This window comes from Streptomyces sp. V3I8 (assembly GCF_030817535.1).
Classification (GTDB): Bacteria; Actinomycetota; Actinomycetes; order Streptomycetales; family Streptomycetaceae; genus Streptomyces.
Genome location: NZ_JAUSZL010000002.1, coordinates 7,112,853 through 7,128,509, shown reverse-complemented (window position 1 = coordinate 7,128,509; position 15,657 = coordinate 7,112,853). Strand labels below are relative to the sequence as shown.

At 72.0% G+C, this 15,657-nt stretch carries 16 protein-coding genes; 8 read left to right on the top strand and 8 right to left on the bottom strand.

The annotated features are described in order from the left end of the window. Positions 1-41: 41 nt before the first annotated feature. On the top strand, positions 42-482 hold the full coding sequence (locus QFZ75_RS31500) for a DUF6086 family protein (RefSeq protein ID WP_307542318.1): 441 nt from the start codon (positions 42-44) through the stop codon (positions 480-482). 226 nt (positions 483-708) lie between these two features. Here QFZ75_RS31500 and QFZ75_RS31495 read toward each other — a convergent pair whose 3' ends face one another. Beyond that, on the bottom strand, positions 709-1,182 hold the full coding sequence (locus tag QFZ75_RS31495; protein WP_307542315.1) for an ATP-binding protein: 474 nt from the start codon (positions 1,180-1,182) through the stop codon (positions 709-711). A 224-nt stretch (positions 1,183-1,406) separates the two neighbouring features. Between QFZ75_RS31495 and QFZ75_RS31490 the strand changes: the two genes are divergently transcribed. Beyond that, on the top strand, positions 1,407-2,279 hold the full coding sequence (locus QFZ75_RS31490) for a helix-turn-helix transcriptional regulator (RefSeq protein ID WP_307542313.1): 873 nt from the start codon (positions 1,407-1,409) through the stop codon (positions 2,277-2,279). Then, complete coding sequence (locus QFZ75_RS31485) at positions 2,276-2,467, top strand: DUF397 domain-containing protein (protein WP_307542312.1); 192 nt, start codon at positions 2,276-2,278, stop codon at positions 2,465-2,467. Before QFZ75_RS31490 ends, QFZ75_RS31485 begins: the two co-directional genes overlap by 4 nt. A 51-nt stretch (positions 2,468-2,518) precedes the next feature. Here the strand turns inward: QFZ75_RS31485 and QFZ75_RS31480 are convergent, their stop codons facing one another. Beyond that, the gene (locus tag QFZ75_RS31480; RefSeq protein ID WP_307542311.1) at positions 2,519-5,017 is read right to left on the bottom strand and encodes an alpha-L-arabinofuranosidase C-terminal domain-containing protein; all 2,499 of its coding nucleotides are present in this window, start codon (positions 5,015-5,017) and stop codon (positions 2,519-2,521) included. A gap of 150 nt (positions 5,018-5,167) precedes the next feature. Between QFZ75_RS31480 and QFZ75_RS31475 the strand changes: the two genes are divergently transcribed. Next, complete coding sequence (locus QFZ75_RS31475) at positions 5,168-5,644, top strand: DUF6314 family protein (protein WP_307544921.1); 477 nt, start codon at positions 5,168-5,170, stop codon at positions 5,642-5,644. Positions 5,645-5,683: 39 nt separating this feature from the next. On the opposite strand, the gene QFZ75_RS31470 is transcribed toward QFZ75_RS31475, so the two are convergent. Both QFZ75_RS31470 and QFZ75_RS31465 read right to left on the bottom strand, forming a co-directional pair. After that, a complete protein-coding gene (locus QFZ75_RS31470; protein WP_307542310.1) occupies positions 5,684-6,268 on the bottom strand; it encodes a histidine phosphatase family protein in 585 nt (194 codons plus the stop codon). An 88-nt stretch (positions 6,269-6,356) separates the two neighbouring features. Further along, positions 6,357-7,805, bottom strand: a complete 1,449-nt coding sequence (locus QFZ75_RS31465) for a PLP-dependent aminotransferase family protein (protein ID WP_307542309.1) — start codon at positions 7,803-7,805, stop codon at positions 6,357-6,359. Here QFZ75_RS31465 and QFZ75_RS31460 point away from each other — a divergent pair. Both QFZ75_RS31460 and QFZ75_RS31455 read left to right on the top strand, forming a co-directional pair. Beyond that, positions 7,804-8,799 carry a DMT family transporter gene (locus tag QFZ75_RS31460; RefSeq protein ID WP_307542308.1) on the top strand — a complete coding sequence of 332 codons (996 nt, stop codon included), beginning with the start codon at positions 7,804-7,806 and terminating at the stop codon, positions 8,797-8,799. The two genes, QFZ75_RS31465 and QFZ75_RS31460, sit on opposite strands and share 2 nt — an antisense overlap. A gap of 98 nt (positions 8,800-8,897) precedes the next feature. After that, the gene (locus tag QFZ75_RS31455; protein ID WP_307542307.1) at positions 8,898-9,095 is read left to right on the top strand and encodes a DUF1918 domain-containing protein; all 198 of its coding nucleotides are present in this window, start codon (positions 8,898-8,900) and stop codon (positions 9,093-9,095) included. 1 nt (position 9,096) lies between these two features. Here the strand turns inward: QFZ75_RS31455 and QFZ75_RS31450 are convergent, their stop codons facing one another. Beyond that, positions 9,097-10,374, bottom strand: a complete 1,278-nt coding sequence (locus QFZ75_RS31450) for a glycoside hydrolase family 10 protein (protein WP_307542305.1) — start codon at positions 10,372-10,374, stop codon at positions 9,097-9,099. A 172-nt stretch (positions 10,375-10,546) separates the two neighbouring features. Between QFZ75_RS31450 and QFZ75_RS31445 the strand changes: the two genes are divergently transcribed. Together QFZ75_RS31445 and QFZ75_RS31440 are read left to right on the top strand one after the other, a co-directional pair. After that, positions 10,547-11,407 (top strand): 3-hydroxybutyryl-CoA dehydrogenase, encoded by an 861-nt coding sequence (locus QFZ75_RS31445; protein ID WP_307542304.1) that lies wholly within the window; start codon positions 10,547-10,549, stop codon positions 11,405-11,407. Positions 11,408-11,622: 215 nt separating this feature from the next. Further along, on the top strand, positions 11,623-11,880 hold the full coding sequence (locus tag QFZ75_RS31440) for a hypothetical protein (protein WP_307542303.1): 258 nt from the start codon (positions 11,623-11,625) through the stop codon (positions 11,878-11,880). 23 nt (positions 11,881-11,903) lie between these two features. Here the strand turns inward: QFZ75_RS31440 and QFZ75_RS31435 are convergent, their stop codons facing one another. The 3 genes from QFZ75_RS31435 to QFZ75_RS31425 form a co-directional block, all read right to left on the bottom strand. Then, positions 11,904-12,449 (bottom strand): NUDIX hydrolase, encoded by a 546-nt coding sequence (locus QFZ75_RS31435; protein WP_307542300.1) that lies wholly within the window; start codon positions 12,447-12,449, stop codon positions 11,904-11,906. 201 nt (positions 12,450-12,650) lie between these two features. Beyond that, on the bottom strand, positions 12,651-13,991 hold the full coding sequence (locus tag QFZ75_RS31430) for a transcriptional regulator (protein WP_307542299.1): 1,341 nt from the start codon (positions 13,989-13,991) through the stop codon (positions 12,651-12,653). A 333-nt stretch (positions 13,992-14,324) separates the two neighbouring features. Next, the gene (locus tag QFZ75_RS31425; protein ID WP_307542297.1) at positions 14,325-15,506 is read right to left on the bottom strand and encodes a PP2C family protein-serine/threonine phosphatase; all 1,182 of its coding nucleotides are present in this window, start codon (positions 15,504-15,506) and stop codon (positions 14,325-14,327) included. Positions 15,507-15,657: the final 151 nt, after the last annotated feature.

The following is a 15,657-nucleotide window of genomic DNA, read 5'->3' as shown; positions in this document are numbered from 1 at the left end:
CTGGATACGCCGGCCTGCCGTGACCGGCTGAAGGGGCCACGATGAGCCAGTACTTCGACATGGGCGACGAGACCCTGTGGAACCCGTCCAACGGGGCTTCCCGCATGTTCCGGCGGCAAGTGGCGGTCTTTGAGGCGGAGCTGGAACTCTCATCGGGTATCGGCCCCATGGAGAACGACGAGTGCCAGATCGACTTGGCCACCTTCGCGCCCTTCGTCAACGCTCTGCTCGCGCACCATCGAAGAACGAGCCACGCCATCGTGCTGGCCCTCTCCGACGGCTTCACCGCCACAGTGCTGGCCCTCGCGGAGCGTGCCGGAGTCGAGGTGGACTGGGCCCAGCTCGGCGCCGCCCCGGACGGCCCGTTCGAAGACGCGCAGGTCTCGGCCGTTACGGGGATGTCCACCCCGGCGGAAGGCGGATCCTGGGCGACAGGACTGCGCGACAAGGCACGCGAGCTGGGTCGCCGCATGCCCCGCTGACCACGAACCCCAGCTCCAGCCGCAGCGGGACGACTTCCGCACGCCACCGTCCCGCCCACGCGTAGAGCAGGCCCTCGCGGACGGGCGCAGCCCCGGTGCGGCCGGGCTCGGGTGCACCGATCTCTCGGGCGTGTGGACTCCCGGCCATGGAATCGCTCCTTCGGTCCGTCGGTCAGGGACGCGTGGCGCGGACACCCCGGCCGACGCCGAGGAGGCCGCGGAGAGATCAGGATCCGTCACCGCAGTCACCGGCCGGTCCGTGCGTGGCGGCATGCAGTGCGCACTCGGCCCAGACCGTCTTGCCCGGGCCCACGCGGTCGCTCACGCCCCAACGGCTCGCGAGCGCGTCGACGAGGACCAGGCCGCGGCCGTGGTCCTCGTCGGCGGTGGGCATGGTGCGGACGGGCAGGGCGGGGTGGGTGTCGGACACCTCGACACGGAGGACGCCCCGGCCGTCGTCGCAGGCGAGGCGTACGACGAAGTCGCGTCCTGGCACCTGGCCGTGGAGAACGGCGTTCGCCGCGAGTTCGGCGACGACCAGGACGACCGCGTCATGGACCCCGGTGCCGTACGGGTGACCCCACGCGGTGAGCTGGTGCGCGGCGAGCAGCCGGGCGAGACGGGCACCGCGCCGGGTCGCGGAGAAACGCTGCGCGAACGTGCGTGCGGGGGCGGGGATCTGGGTGTGAGGGGCTGGCATGCGGCCAGCCTGCGGGGGGTCGAGGAGTCGTCGGCAGGTCCGGCGCCGATACAGATCGCGTTGTACTGGTTGACTCGCTGGACCGGGATGGTCGCTGTGCGTGACCATGGAGTGGCCGTGCGTGGCGCAGCGCGGACGGCACACGGCACGGCACGGGTTCGGGCGCCGGTCCAGGAACGGTTACGGCACTGGCGGGCCCGGCGGCACAGGGAGAAGCGGCTGCGATGGCGACGGACAACGGCGGCGGGGCGGGCGGGGGCGGCGCCGGGCAGGGCGGAGGATGCGAGCCGGAGCTGTCGGACAGCCTCAAGACCTTCGGCGCGGTCCTGAAGGCGCTGCGGGAGGAAGCCCGCCTGACGCAGGAGCAGCTCGCGCCACTGGTGCAGTACTCGGTCGCGTACATCGCCAAGATCGAACAGGGCAGACGGTTCCCGCCGAGGAACCTGCTCGACCGGTCGGAGGAGGCGCTGGGAGCGGTCGCCGGGCGGGTGCTGGCGGCTGCGGCGAGGAGCCTGACGCGGAAGGTGGGGCTGGCGTCGTGGTTCCGGCAGTGGGCGGCGATCGAGGAGGAGGCGGTCTCGCTGTATGCGTATGAGTGCCGGGCGATTCCGGGGTTGTTGCAGCCGGAAGCGTACATTCGGGCAATCTTCGAGCGACGGCTGCCGCCCCTGTCCGAAGATCAGATCGAGTACCAGGTCACCGCACGTCTGGAACGGCAGCAGCTCCTTGCCGAGAAGCCGAACACGGCCTTCAGCTTCATCATCGAACAGGCTCTGCTCGAACGGCACATGGGTGGACCGGAAGTCGCACGCCAGCTCTTGGACCATCTGCTGATGCGGGGAGTGCGAAGGAACGTCGAGATCCAGGTGATGCCGACGCGAATGTACGATCACGCAGGCATCGATGGTCTGATGTACCTGGCGGAGACACCCCGGCACGAGTGGGTGGGTTACTCCGAGGGCCAGCAGTCGAGCAATCTGATCACCGCACCGAAAGACGTCAGCGCGATGCTCCAACGCTATGGCAAGCTGCGCTCGCAGGCCCTCGACCGCGAAGCAACGGTAAGCCTGCTGGAGCAGATGCGAGGAGCACTATGACCACCACCGAACCGGCCTGGTTCAAGAGCAGTTACAGCGGCAGCTCTGGCGACAACTGCGTCGAGGTTGCCGTACGCCACAAGGCCGTCCTCGTCCGGGACTCGAAGGACATCCGACGGCAGGCGCTGACGGTCTCCCGTGACGCCTGGTCGGCGTTCACGGTTCTGGCGCACGACTCGCGCGCATGAACTCCCGGTGGGGCAGTGCCTGCCCGCTGCCCCACCGATCACCCCGCCGACTCAGCCCTTCCTGATCCGCAGGAACGTCACCGAGTTCGCCGGGAAGGTGTACGTGAACCTCTTCGCGACTCCGGAGAAGGTGGACGTGACCGGCGCGACCGCCGTGGCCGTCTCCGCGTTCACGGCGTCCGGGGCTGCGGCGAGGGTCGTCACCGCGGCCTTCGGGCAAACCTTCGCGCCGCCCAGGTCGATCTCCGTACGGGCGTCGGCCGCCTGGGCGTTGACCACCTTGACGATCAGGTCGCCGGTCCGCGCGTCCCTGGTGACGACCTGGCGGAACGGCTCGGCCGGCTTGTCGTCGGTGAAGCTGCCCCATTCCTGGCCGTCGAGGTAGAGGGTGACCTGACGGCCGCGCACCTTGATGTCGATGTCGTAGGCGCGGCCCGTCTCGACGGACCCGGCCTTCGAGATCAGCGTCGACTTGCCGCCGTCCACGGCCTGCTCGACCGCCGACCGGGTGTTGTTCCAGCCGCCCAGGTTCCACCAGTAGTAGGTGCCGGTGTCCTTGACCCCGAAGGCGACGAGGAAGCCCTCCTTGCCGGCCTTCTTGGTGGCCTTCACGTGCAGGTCGTAGTCGTGCCAGGCCAGGTCGCCCGCGGAGACCATGGTGTTCTCGGCGGCCTCGTCGCCCTGCACGTACTGCCCGTCCTGGACGCTCCAGCTGCCGCCGCCCGTGTGGGTCCACTGCGCGGCGTCGCCGGAGAAGTCGTCGGTGAGCAGCCGCGTGCCGTCCGCGCCGGTCACCGAGACGTCGTCGTACGCGGCGGTCGTCGCCCATGTCGACAGCCCCACGGCGCCCGCGATGGGGCCGCTCACCGACGGGGTGCCGGTCGCGCCCGACGGCACGACCCGGTCGCCGACGTTGCGCATGAAGAGCTTCTGGACCTCGTAGTTGGCGGAGTTCCAGGAGGCGTGGTTGTTGAACCAGATGAGGTCCGGACGCCACTGCACGTAGTCCTCGTTGGCGAGCAGCGGGGCGTACGAGGCGAGCTTGACGACGTCCGCGTTGCGTTCCAGGCCGGTCATGAACGCCGCTTCGGACAGGGCGTTCTTGAAGGTGTTGCCCTGGGAGGCGTACTCGCCGAGGAAGACCTTCGGCCCGTTCCTGTCGTAGGTGTCGTAGCGGTCGTTGTTCTGCAGGAACCACTGCGGGCTGTTGTAGTAGTGCTCGTCGACCAGGTCGACGTCCGCCTCCCGGTTGAGCTTCCAGGCCGTGTCGAACGTCGCCCCGCTGTCGTCCGGGCCGGAGTTGGAGATGACGGTGACGTCCGGGTACTTCGCCTCCACGGCCGCGCGGAACCGCTTGAAGCGGTCGATGTACTCGTCCGGCAGGTTCTCCTCGTTGCCGACGGCGAGGTGGGTGAGGCGGAAGGGCTTCGGGTGGCCCATCCCGGCCCGCTTCCCGCCCCACTCGCTGCTCACCGGGCCGTTGGCGAACTCGATGAGGTCCAGGGTGTCCTGGATGTGGCGCCGGAGAAGAGCGTCGTCGTCGACGGCCCGGTTCTGGCCGCAGCCGGTGACGAGGGCGGGCACCACGGGCAGCGGCATGGCGCCGATGTCCTCGGAGAACTGGAAGTACTCGTAGTAGCCGAGCCCGTAACTCTGGTTGTAGCCCCAGAAGTTGGCGTTCGTCGCGCGCTGCTCGACGGGACCGACGGTGTCCTTCCACTGGTACGCGCGCCTGCGCTCCCAGCCGGACGCCTCGTCGTACCCCTCCATGCTGCCGGTGTTGACCAGGCAGCCGCCCGGGAAGCGGACGAAGGCGGGATCCAGGGCTGCGATCTTCCGCGCCAGATCCTCGCGCAGGCCGTGGCCCTTGTACGTGTCGCGCGGGACGAGCGAGATCATGTCGAGCGCGGCCGGGCCGTCCGCGGCCACCGTGAGGCGGCCGTCGGCGCCGGTGCGGGTCGCTGTGAGACGTGCCGTGTACTTGGCCCAGCCGCCGCGGGCGGTGACGCGCCGGGCCCGGGCCAGTTCGCCGTCGGCGTCCCGCAGGGTCACCGTCAGGGCGGAGGCCGTGTCGGCGCGGGCCCACACCGAGAAGTCGTAGACCTTGCCCTCCTCCACCGCGATCCCGGTGTTGTAGCCCGAGTTGGTGACGGAGGAACCGCCGTCCAGGGCGAGGTAGGTGCGGTTGCGGGCGTTCAGCCGGCCTTCGTCGTCCAGGGTCTTCGCGGTGCCGGTGACGGCCCAGGAGGTGAGGGGCGTGTACGCGCGGTTGTCGGCCGTGGAGTACTCGAAGGACCGGTTCTGCACGAGCTCCGCGTACAGGCCACCGTCCGCCGCCCGGTTGATGTCCTCGAAGAAGACGCCGTACATCGTGTCGTCGATCTTCGCGCCCGCGGCCTTCGGGTCGACGGTGATCGCGTAGTCCGTCGTCGCGTGGTCGGTCGTCGCGTCCTCGGCCGCGGCGTCCACCGGCGCCGGAACGAGGAGGGAGGCGGCCAGCAGTGCGCCGGCCGTGAGGGAGAGTCTCCAGCGGGTGCGGGCAGGTGACATGGATCCTCCGCGGCTCTGAGAGGCGTGCATGATGCTCGGGACAAGGCTGTTCGACATGTCGGACACTGATCAATACTTCGAACGGCAAGATAGGGAGGGGGCACGAGCGCGTCAATGGGTTGGACGGGAGAGGCCGCGGTGACGGAGGGGATGGCCGGATTCCGGCCGGTGGACGATGTGCTGGCGTACCTCGTCGGCAGGTGGCGCGTGGAGCGCTCGGTGCGCGATCTCGCGAGCGGGGCGGCGGGCGTCTTCAGCGGGACGACGGTGTTCGGGCCGCTGGACGGCGACGGCAGCGGCCCCGGCGAGCGCGGCGTCCCCTCGGAGGGGCTGCTCCACCACGAGTCCGGCATGTTCGAGTGGCAGGGCGTGGCCCGGCCCGCCGAGCGCACCCTGAGGTTCCTGCCGGGCGGCGGGGCGAGCCGGGCCGACGTGCGGTTCGCCGACGGCCGCCCCTTCCACGACCTGGACCTCGCCACCGGCAGGTACGTCGCCGACCATCCGTGCGCGGCGGATTTCTACCGGGGCGAGTTCACCGTGTTCGACGCGGACCGCTGGCGGACGGTGTGGCGGGTGGGCGGCCCGGCCAAGGACCTGGTCCTGACGACGGACTACACGCGCGTCTGACCGGCCGACCGGCCGCACGCCACCCGGCCGCCCGCATGCCTACACGCGTTCGTGCCAGGCGTCGAACCGCAGGTTCCAGCGGCCGGCCCGACCGATGAGCGAAGCCGTCGACAGCGGACGGACGTCCAGGTTCCAGTACGTCGAGGGATGCGCCCTCAGCGCGTGGACGAGCGCGGCGCGTACGACCGCGGGTTCGGCCACGGCGACGATCCGGCCACCGTCGTCGGCGGGGCGGGTGTCGAGCCAGCCGCCCACCCGCCGGACGAACTCCACCAGCGGCTCGCCGCCGTGGGCCGCGGAGTACGGGTCGGCGAGCCAGGCGTCCACGGCCTCGGGCTCCCGGGCCATCGCCTCGCCGAGGGTGAGCCCGCGCCAGCGGCCCATGTCGCAGTCCCGCAGGGCCGGCTGGGCCAGTGGGGCGAGCCCGAGTGCGCTCCCGGTGGCCCGGCTGCGCGGCGTCGGTGAGCAGTAGCGCAACTCGGCCGCCGCCAGCGGCACCAGGGCGTGGGCGACGCGCTGCACCTCGCCCCAGCCCGCCTGGTCCAGCGGCCGGTCGTCGTCGAAGCGCTCGGCGAGCAGCGAGGACCCGCGGGCGGCGGCGATCAGCGTGACCCGAACATGCATGCGGCGATCGTGGGCGCCGGGACTGCGCAGGTCAAGAGCCGATCGCCGGCGCTCACCGAATGCTCACCGGACGGCCCGCCCCGCGCGGTCAGGACGCCGCGGCCACACCGGTCTCGACGCACGCCGTACGCAGTCTGCGCACCCCCTCGGCAATCTCCGCGGCGCCCGCGACCGCCGCGAAGCTGAGCCGCAGGTGGGCCGCCGGGGGCTCGGCGCTGAAATAGGGGCGGCCGGGGGCGACGGCCACGCCCGCGCGCAGGGCGGCGGCGAGGAGCGCCTGCTCGTCCGTGCCGTCGGGCAGGCGCACCCACAGCTGGTAGCCGCCGGCCGGGACGTGGGGCAGCGGCAGTCCGGGCAGCCGCAGCCGCAGCGCGGCGGTCATCGCGTCGCGCCGGGCGCGCAGTTCGGCCGAGACGGCCCGCAGATGGCGGGGCCAGGCGGGCGAGCCGACGAGTTCCAGGGCCGCCTCCTGCAGAGGCCGCGGCACGAAGAAGGTGTCGACGACCTGGATCGCCCGCAGCCGTTCCAGGACGGGCCCGCGGGCGGCCAGCGCGCCCACCCGGAAACTCGGCGAGGTGGCCTTGGTGAGGGAGCAGACGTGCACGACGACTCCGTCGGGGTCGTCCGAGGCGAGCGGCCCGGGCAGGGGTCCCGCGTCCTCGTGCACGAGCCGCCGTACGAAGTCGTCCTCGACGACGAACGCGCCCGCCTCCCGGGCGATCCGCAGCACCTCGCCCCGCCGCTTGGGGGCGAGCACCGCGCCGGTCGGGTTCTGGAACAGCGGCTGGCAGACGAAGACACGGGCGCCGGTGGCCCTGAACGCGTCGGCGAGCAGCGCGGGCTTCACACCGTCCCGGTCCACCGGCACCGGTACGGGCCGCAGTCCGGCGGCGCGGGCGATCGCGAGCATGCCGGGATAGGTGGGCGACTCGACCAGCACCGGGGCGCCGGGGGGCGCGAGGGCGCGCAGCGCGGTGGTCAGCGCGGACTGGCCGCCGGCGGTGATCAGCACCTCGGCGGCGGTGACGGCGCCGCCGATGCCCCGCGCGAACCACTCGCGCAGCTCGGGCAGGCCCTCCGTCGGCGGCCGCCCCCAGGCGCCGGGGCGCCGGCCCGCCCGGGACAGCGCGGCGGCCATCGCCCGTTCCGGCTGGAGCGAGGGGTGCAGATAGCCGCCGTTGAACTCGATGACTCCCGGCGGCGGTGCGGCGAGCGAGACGAGCACCCCCGAGGCGTCCACCGTGCGCGGTACGAGTTCGGTCGTGGCGTCCGCGCTGAGCGCGACCTCCTGCCAGGAGGTGTCCCCGACGGCGGGCCCGGTCTCGCGCGGCACGGCCCGGAAGGCCCCCGCTCCCGGCCGGGTGACCACCAGTCCCTCGGCGGAGAGCTGGGCCAGCGCCCGGGACACGGTCACGGGGCTCACCCGGAACCGTTCGACGAGCGCCCGGCTGGACGGCAGCTTTCCACCGGGAGAGTAGCGGTTGAGTTCGCCCCGCAGGCTGCTGACCAGATCACCGACACTGCTACGCTCATGCATGAGAGCAGACAATAGCGCTACCGTACAGAACTCGATAGCGGTGTCGGCCGGTCCGGAAGCGACGCGGACGGTCGGGCACGACGGGAGCTCCCCCCAGGGCGCCCCTCGGCCCGGCCCCCGGCCAGGCCCCCGGTCCGGCCTCCGGGCCGGCACCCTCTTCGCCGCGCTCGGCGTCGTCGCCTTCTCGCTCACCTTTCCCGCCACCGCGTGGGGTCTTGAGGGCTTCGGGCCGTGGTCGCTCGTGGCGGTGCGCAGTGTCCTCGCCGCGGTGATCGCGGGCGTCTGCCTGCTGTCCCTGCGCGTCCCGCTCCCCGACCGCAGTCACCTCGCGGGGCTGGCCGTCGTCGGCGCCGGGGTCGTACTCGGTTTCCCGCTGCTCACCACGCTCGCCCTGGAGACGTCGAGCACCGCGCACGCGGCGGTCGTCGTCGGTCTGCTGCCCCTGACGACCGCCCTGTTCTCGGCGCTGCGGATGGGCACCCGCCCCTCCCGCACCTTCTGGGCCGCCGCGTCCGCGGGCGCGGCCGTGGTGATCGCGTTCACCGTGCAGCAGAGCGGCGGCGCCCTCGGCGGTGCGGACACCTACCTCTTCGCCGCCCTCCTGGTCTGCGCGGCGGGCTACACGGAGGGCGGCCGGCTGGCCCGTGTGATGCCGGGCTGGCAGGTCATCGGCTGGGCGCTGGTCCTGTGCCTGCCGCTCACGGTGCCGGTGGCGGCGCTCGCGCTGTCGTACGAGCCCGTGGAGCTGACCGCGCACAGCGTGGCCGGACTGCTGTGGGTCGCGGCCGGCTCGCAGTTCCTCGGCCTGGTCGTCTGGTACCGCGGCATGGCCGCCGTCGGTATCTCCAAGGCCAGCCAGCTGCAGCTGGCGCAGCCGCTGCTCACCCTCGTGTGGTCGGTGCTGCTCCTGGGCGAGCACCTGGCCCCGGCCGCCCCGCTGACGGCCGCCGCCGTGCTCGTCTGCATCGCCGTCACCCAGCGGGCCCGGAGCTGAACTGACCGGTTTGTACGGGACGGCCCCGACTCGCCCCACGCCCCGTACACTTGCGGCCACGAAGCGCCACTCCCGTGCGGAACGAGGGGACCCCACCGATGCAGGCAATCGTAGGCGACCAACTGCTGGTGCACGGCAGGATCGTCGGACAGCACGACCGGGTCGCGGAGGTCATCGAGGTGCTCGGTCAGCGCGGCAACCCTCCCTACCGGGTCCGCTTCGAGGACGGCCACGAGAGTCTGATGTCGCCCGGGCCCGACTGCGTGGTCCGGCACCGCGAGGACGGCGGCCGATAGGTCAGCGGGCCGGTTTCGCCGGCTGCCGGTAGTGGTCGGCGACCACCCTGGCCATGGCCCCGATCCGGTCGGCGGCCACTTCCTTGGCCGAGAAGAACACGTGTCCGCGTACCTGCGGATGGTTCTCGGCGAGGGTCAGGTGCTTCGACAGCTCCGCCGGGTCCTGCCAGGCCGCGGGCTGCGCCGGGTCCCCGGCCTTGTAGAGCGCCTCGCCGACGTACAGCCCGGTGCCGGTGCCGTCCGCGACCGCGGCCCACCAGGGGACCAGCTTCGCGTAGTCGGCGGCGGCGAAGCCGATGTTCCAGTACAGCTGCGGGCAGATGTAGTCGATCCAGTTCTCCCGCACCCACTTCCTGGTGTCCGCGTACAGGTCGTCGTACGTCTGCACGCCGGCCCGGGTGTCGGAGCCCAGCGGGTCGGTCGCGGCGTTGCGCCACACCCCGAAGGGGCTGATCCCGAACTTCGTACCGGGCCGCACCTCCTTGATGCGCGCGGCCGTCTCCCGCACCAGCCGGTCGATGTTGTCGCGCCGCCACGCCGCCCGGTCGGGGTACTGCCCGCCGTGCGCGGCGTACGCGGCGTCGTCGTCGAAGGTCTGGCCCGCGACCGGGTACGGATAGAAGTAGTCGTCCCAGTGGACGGCGTCGACGGCGTACTTGCGCACCGCGTCCAGCATCGCGTCCTGGACGAAGGCGCGGACCTCGGGCAGACCGGGGTTGTAGTAGAGCTTCCCGCCGTACGGCACGACCCAGTCGGGATGGACGCGGGCCGGGTGCGAGGCGACGAGCCTCGCCGGATCGGTGTGGTTGGCGACGCGGTACGGGTTGAACCAGGCGTGCAGTTCCAGCCCGCGCGCGTGGGCCTCCTCGACGGCGGTGCCCAGCGGGTCCCAGCCGGGATCCTGGCCCTGGACACCGGTCAGGTACTGCGCCCAGGGTTCGTACGGCGAGGGCCACAGGGCGTCGGCCGTGGGCCGCACCTGGAAGACCACGGCGTTCAGCCGGCGCTCCACCGCGGTGTCGAGATGGCCGAGCAGTTCGGCGCGCTGCCGCTCCGCGGTCAGGCCCGGCGCGGAGGGCCAGTCACGGTTCGCCACGGTCGCCAGCCACATGCCGCGCAGCGCGCCCGCGGGTTCCCGGTGCCTCCGCCGGGAGGCACCGGACCCGCCGCCGCGGCCGCCACCACCACCCGCGTCCGCCACCGCCAGTCCCGCCGTGAGGAGTCCCGACAGCCCGACCGCCGCGGTCGCCGCGAACCCCCGCCGTGACATACGCCTCATGCCGCACACCCCAAACGCAGTGGGTCCGCCTCGTCACGGACCGTTCACCCGGCCAGCATGCCCGACCCGGGCGGCCGATCGGGGACAAGTCCGGAGTAACCTGCGTGGCGCCGACAGGGACCGGACAGCGAAGAGCCGCCGGCCCGGTGACAGTGAGAGCGAAAGGGACGATGTGACCGACATCGAACGCGTCGGAGTGGTGGGCTGCGGCCAGATGGGAGCGGGTATCGCCGAGGTGTGCGCCCGCGCCGGCCTGGACGTGAAGGCCGCCGAGACCACCGGTGAGGCGTTGGAGATTGGCCGGACCCGGCTCTACAACTCGCTCTCCAAGGCGGCCGAGCGCGGCAAGATCTCCGAGGAGGAGCGGGACGCCACGCTGGAGCGGCTCTCCTTCACCACCGACCTCGGCGAGTTCTCCGACCGCGACCTGGTGATCGAGGCGGTCGTCGAGAACGAGCAGGTGAAGACGGAGATCTTCCAGGTGCTCGACCAGGTGGTGCTGCGGCAGGACGCGATCCTCGCCTCGAACACCTCCTCCATCCCGCTGGTGAAGCTCGCCGTCGCCACCTCGCGCCCCGACCAGGTCATCGGCATCCACTTCTTCAACCCGGCCCCGGTGCAGAAGCTCGTCGAGCTGATCCCGGCCCTCACCACCTCCGAGGGCACCATCAGCCGGGCTCAGTCCCTGGTGGAGAAGATCCTCGGCAAGCACGCGATCCGCGCCCAGGACCGCTCGGGCTTCGTGGTCAACGCGCTGCTGATCCCGTACCTGCTCTCCGCGATCCGGATGTTCGAGTCCGGCATGGCGAGCCGCGAGGACATCGACAACGGCATGGAGCTGGGCTGCGCCCACCCGATGGGGCCGCTCAAGCTGTCCGACCTGATCGGGCTCGACACCGTCGCGTCGGTCGCGTACTCGATGTACGAGGAGTACAAGGAGCCGCTGTACGCCGCTCCGCCGCTGCTCCAGCGCATGGTCGACGCGGGACGGCTCGGCCGGAAGTCGGGATCGGGCTTCTACACCTACGCGTAGAAGCCGCCACCCATCGTGTATCGGCCACTCTGCGTACAAGCACTGCCCTGTGCGGGCCCGGCTCTCTTCCCGAGGGCCGGGCCCGCCGCATTCACACGGCGTGTGCGGCGCGGGCTCGCATATGCCTCTCGCACACGCTCCCCACGCCACCACCAGCGAGGTTGACTTTTCGTGCGCATCCGAGGGATGTGTCGACTACGGAAAGGAGCGGACACGTGATCCCCGACCCGGAGCATCCCGTGGTTCGAGGTGAACTCGCAGAGTTACGCCGGCGCCTCGACGTGGCACACGCCACCGTCGAGGGCGGAATGACCCTGCTCAGTCATCGCGCCGAACAGACCGCCAAGGAGCTCGACGACCTGAGCACTCGGGTCATCGCTCTGGAACACACCCGCTGGCCGCTGCGCGCGGTCGCGGTCGTCACGGCAGTGGGCGCACTGGCCGTGGCGGTCTGGCAGGCTCTGGGCCGTTAGACCCGTAGGACGCGGTGGGGGGATCAGGGCAAGGCGTCCTGCCCGAGCCTCAGATGGTGCAGGAGGAGCAGCGCGGCTGCCATGTTGGCGGCCGGAACCTCACCACGGGCGACCATGTCGGGAACGAGCTTCAGCGGAACCCATTCCCGGCGGTCCGACTCGAAGTCGTCCACAGGGTGTCCGATGTACGCACCCTCGTCGGCCCAGTAGACGTGGTGCCGCGCGTCGGTGAGCCCGTTCGAGGGCTCGACGCTCATCAGATGGCGCAGAGGTCCCGGTCGCCAGCCGGTCTCCTCCTCCAGTTCCCGGGCCGCCGCGACGGCGATGTCCTCACCGTCCTCGACGACCCCCGCGGGAAGCTCCCATCCCCAGCTGTCGGTGATGAAGCGGTGCCTCCACAGCAGGAGCACCTCGTTCGCGCCGTTCACGACCGTGGCCACGGCGACGGGCCGCAGCCGGATCAGGAAGTGGTCGAGGTGCTGCCCGTCCGGTAACTCGACGTCAGCGAGATTGACGCTGAACCAGCGATTTGCGTACACGATTTGTTCGTTCTGTTTCGTCCACTGCACTTTTCTGCCACCTTCCGTCAGGTAGATGGCAATATCGCAGCAGGATTGTCCGCACAGCAGGCTCGCGGTGAGGCACGCGCGGCGCGACGGCAGGCGCGGAGTCAGGTGTGGAGCCAGGTGTGGAGCGAGGTGTCGAGGCACGCGTTCCGGAGGACGCGGCGGCCCCGGAAAGGGGCGGGACGCCGTGGCGCGACGGGCTTCCTAGAGCGGTACGCGCAGCGCTCCGTCGATGAGTTCGGCGGCCTCGGAGGTGCCCGCGCACCCGCTGGCCACCAGGTGTTCGCGTACCGCCCGCAGTCTGTCGCGCAGCCGCTGGGACTCCATCCCCCGGGCCCGTTCCGCCATCTCGACCGCGGTGACCACCGCCCTGTCGGCGTTCCCCTGGCGCAGTTCGATCTGGCTGAGCATGGCGAGCCGGTGCACCCGGCCGCGGTCGTGCGCCGGGTTGTCCACGGCGGCCGCGGCGTGCTCCCGGGCGGCGGCCAGGTCACCGAGGCTCAGCAGGGCCTCCGCCACCTGCACGTTGACCAGGCCCGGCTGGACATAGCCGGTCTCGTCCGGTTCGTATCCGCGCCGGATGCGGTCGGCGGCCTGCTCGGCACGCCGGATGCAGGACAGCGCGCTGCTGCCGTCGCCGAGGTGCGCGTACGCCTTGGCCTGCATCGCGGAGAGGTCCGACGCGAGCGCCGGCGTGATGTGGCGCCCCGCGGCGCGCAGCGCGGCCTCGGCGAACGCCACGGCCTGCCGGTTCTCCCGCATGAACAGCGCCTGGTTGACGAGGAGCGCGATGACGTAGGCGCCGAGTCCCCGGTCCCCGCTGGCCTTCGCGAGCCGGAGCGCCTGGTGGAAGTAGCGCTGGGCGAGCCCGTGCGCGTCGGAGTCGTACGCGCAGATGCCGGCGATGGCCACCAGGCCGCCGGTGGCGCGGTGGAGCTGACGGCCGGTGGCGTCGGTGTAACTGCCTCTGAGGAGCGGCGCCGTCTCGGAGTTGAGGAAACCGACAATGCGGGTACGGGTCGCGATGCCCCCCGCCTTCCGGTACATCTGCTCGTAGTGGGCGCGGGCGGCGCGCAGCATCTCTATGTCGGACATGCGTACGCGCTGCCGGCCTCCGCGCGAGACGTCCACGTCCTCCGGCGGGTTCTCCCACTCCCACACGGGCATGACGGCGGGCGTACCGGTGACGGCGGGAGCGCCCAGGATGTGCGGGCGCTGCTGTTCGTCGGAGCGCCACAGGGCGGTGGCCCGCTCGACGAAGCCGGAGAGCGTCGTGCCGTGCGGGGCGGCCGGTTCGCCGGGCACTCCCATGCCGATGTCGTCGAGTGTGACGGGCCGTTGGAGCCGGCCGGCGAGGACTTCGCAGATCAGGTCGGGCACCTGGCCACGGGGCCGCTGCCCCTTCAACCACCGTGCCACGGCGGTGTGTTCGTACCTGAGGGCGAGGCCGCGTGCCCGCCCCGCCAGGTTCACATGGGCGGCGAGGCCCGCGTGGGAGATCCCGGCCTCGTCGAGGACCGCGTCGAGCAGAGTGTTGGGCTGCATGCCTGCCATCCGGGGGCTCGGGCTGACGGTGCTTTCAACCTAGCGCGTCCCCTTTCACACGGGGTGTGAACGGAGTGCCCGGATCCGGGCAGTACGCGCACTGTCGCGGAGAGTGGCGAGCCGATTGACTTAACTGCCTCGCAAGAGGCCGGCCGGGCCGCCGGCTCCCCCTCGTACAGTGCGGCGGCCCGGAACCACGCCGTCCGCCCAGCTGCCTGCCCGACACTCCGTGGCGGGCGGACGGCTCCGTTCCGTCGGGGTTCGGCCGAGTCGCCGATCGTCGTTCGTCACGTGCGGGTGCGTCGTGGCTGATCGCGCGGTCCCCCGCGCCTCTCAAGGGGCGCTGTGGTGGGCCATGCGGTTGTCCCGCGCCGGAAGGGACTCTTCCCGGTCGTTCCGTAGGACCAGCACCGCCACGTCGTCGCCGGGGAAGCCGTCCGCGTGCGCCAGCAGCCGGGTGAGGAGCGTGGCCAGGACCGCCTTCGGTGAGGCGGGGCGGGCGCGCACGGTGTCGGTGAGCACCGCGGTCAGGGGGAAGAACCGGCCGGCGCCGTCACGGGCGTCCTCGACACCGTCCGTGTGCAGGAACAGCGCCTCCCCCGGCAGCAGCCGCCCGCACGGGACGACGGGCAGTTCGGCGGGGAGCGGGAAGAGCCCGAGCGGCGGCAGGGGATCACCGGGACCGAGGTGCTCCACCGCCCCTCGTACGCCGGCCGGCACCTCGTCGGTACGCAGCAGGTACGGCCATGGGTGACCGCAGTTCAGGGCCCGGACCTCGCCGTCGGGGGCGATCTCCAGGAGCAGTACGGTGACGAACTCCTCGGCGACCGGGCTGTCGGGGTCGAGCCCGGACGAGGGGTGCTCGGCCTTCGCGCGCTCCCGCAGGTGCCGGCTCATGGCGCGCTCCAGTCTGCGCAGCACGCCCGGGAGTTCGGGCTCGTCGTGGACGGCCTCGCGGAAGCTGCCGAGTACGGCGGCGACGGTCCCGATGGCGGCCAGCCCGTGGCCGCGGACGTCGCCCATGACGACCCGGACACCGTGCTCGGTGCCGATCACCTCGTACAGGTCGCCTCCGACACCGGCCCCCCGGTCGGCGGAGAACTGGGCGGCCGCGACCGCCAGCCCGTCGACGCGCGGTGGCAGCGGACGCAGGAGGACGCCCTGGGCGGCGCCCGCGACCTTGCGGATCTGCCGCAGTTCGCGCAGCAGCCCCCGCCTGACGTGGAGCACCAGGCCCGTACCGACGGCGAAGAAGACGGCGCAGGTGGCGATCCGCGCGCCGAGCCCGTTCTGCTGGGCGAGCGGACAGACCAGTTTGTAGGTGACCGCCACCGCGCCCCAGGCGGTGGGCAGTCCGAGCGCGAGCAGACGGCGCAGCCGCTGTCCGACCCGGCCGAGCCGGCGGGCCCCGGTGCGGCCGAGCCGGCGCCGGGCGCGGGCCCTGGTCCTCCCGAGTGTCCGCCGGCTCCCGCGGAGCGCCCTCCGACGGATCGACCCCACCTTGGTACGGATCATGCCGACGGCCCCCCTAGGCCCTGTGCAGCGCAGCCACCGGCCGGTCCGGCCGCGTCGATTCTGCCGACCGCACACGCGTCCCGCCCCACCACACCCCCACTTCCCACCCAAAAGAGTGAGGTGCCCGCTTCTGGGGCAGGGGGAGCGCGGG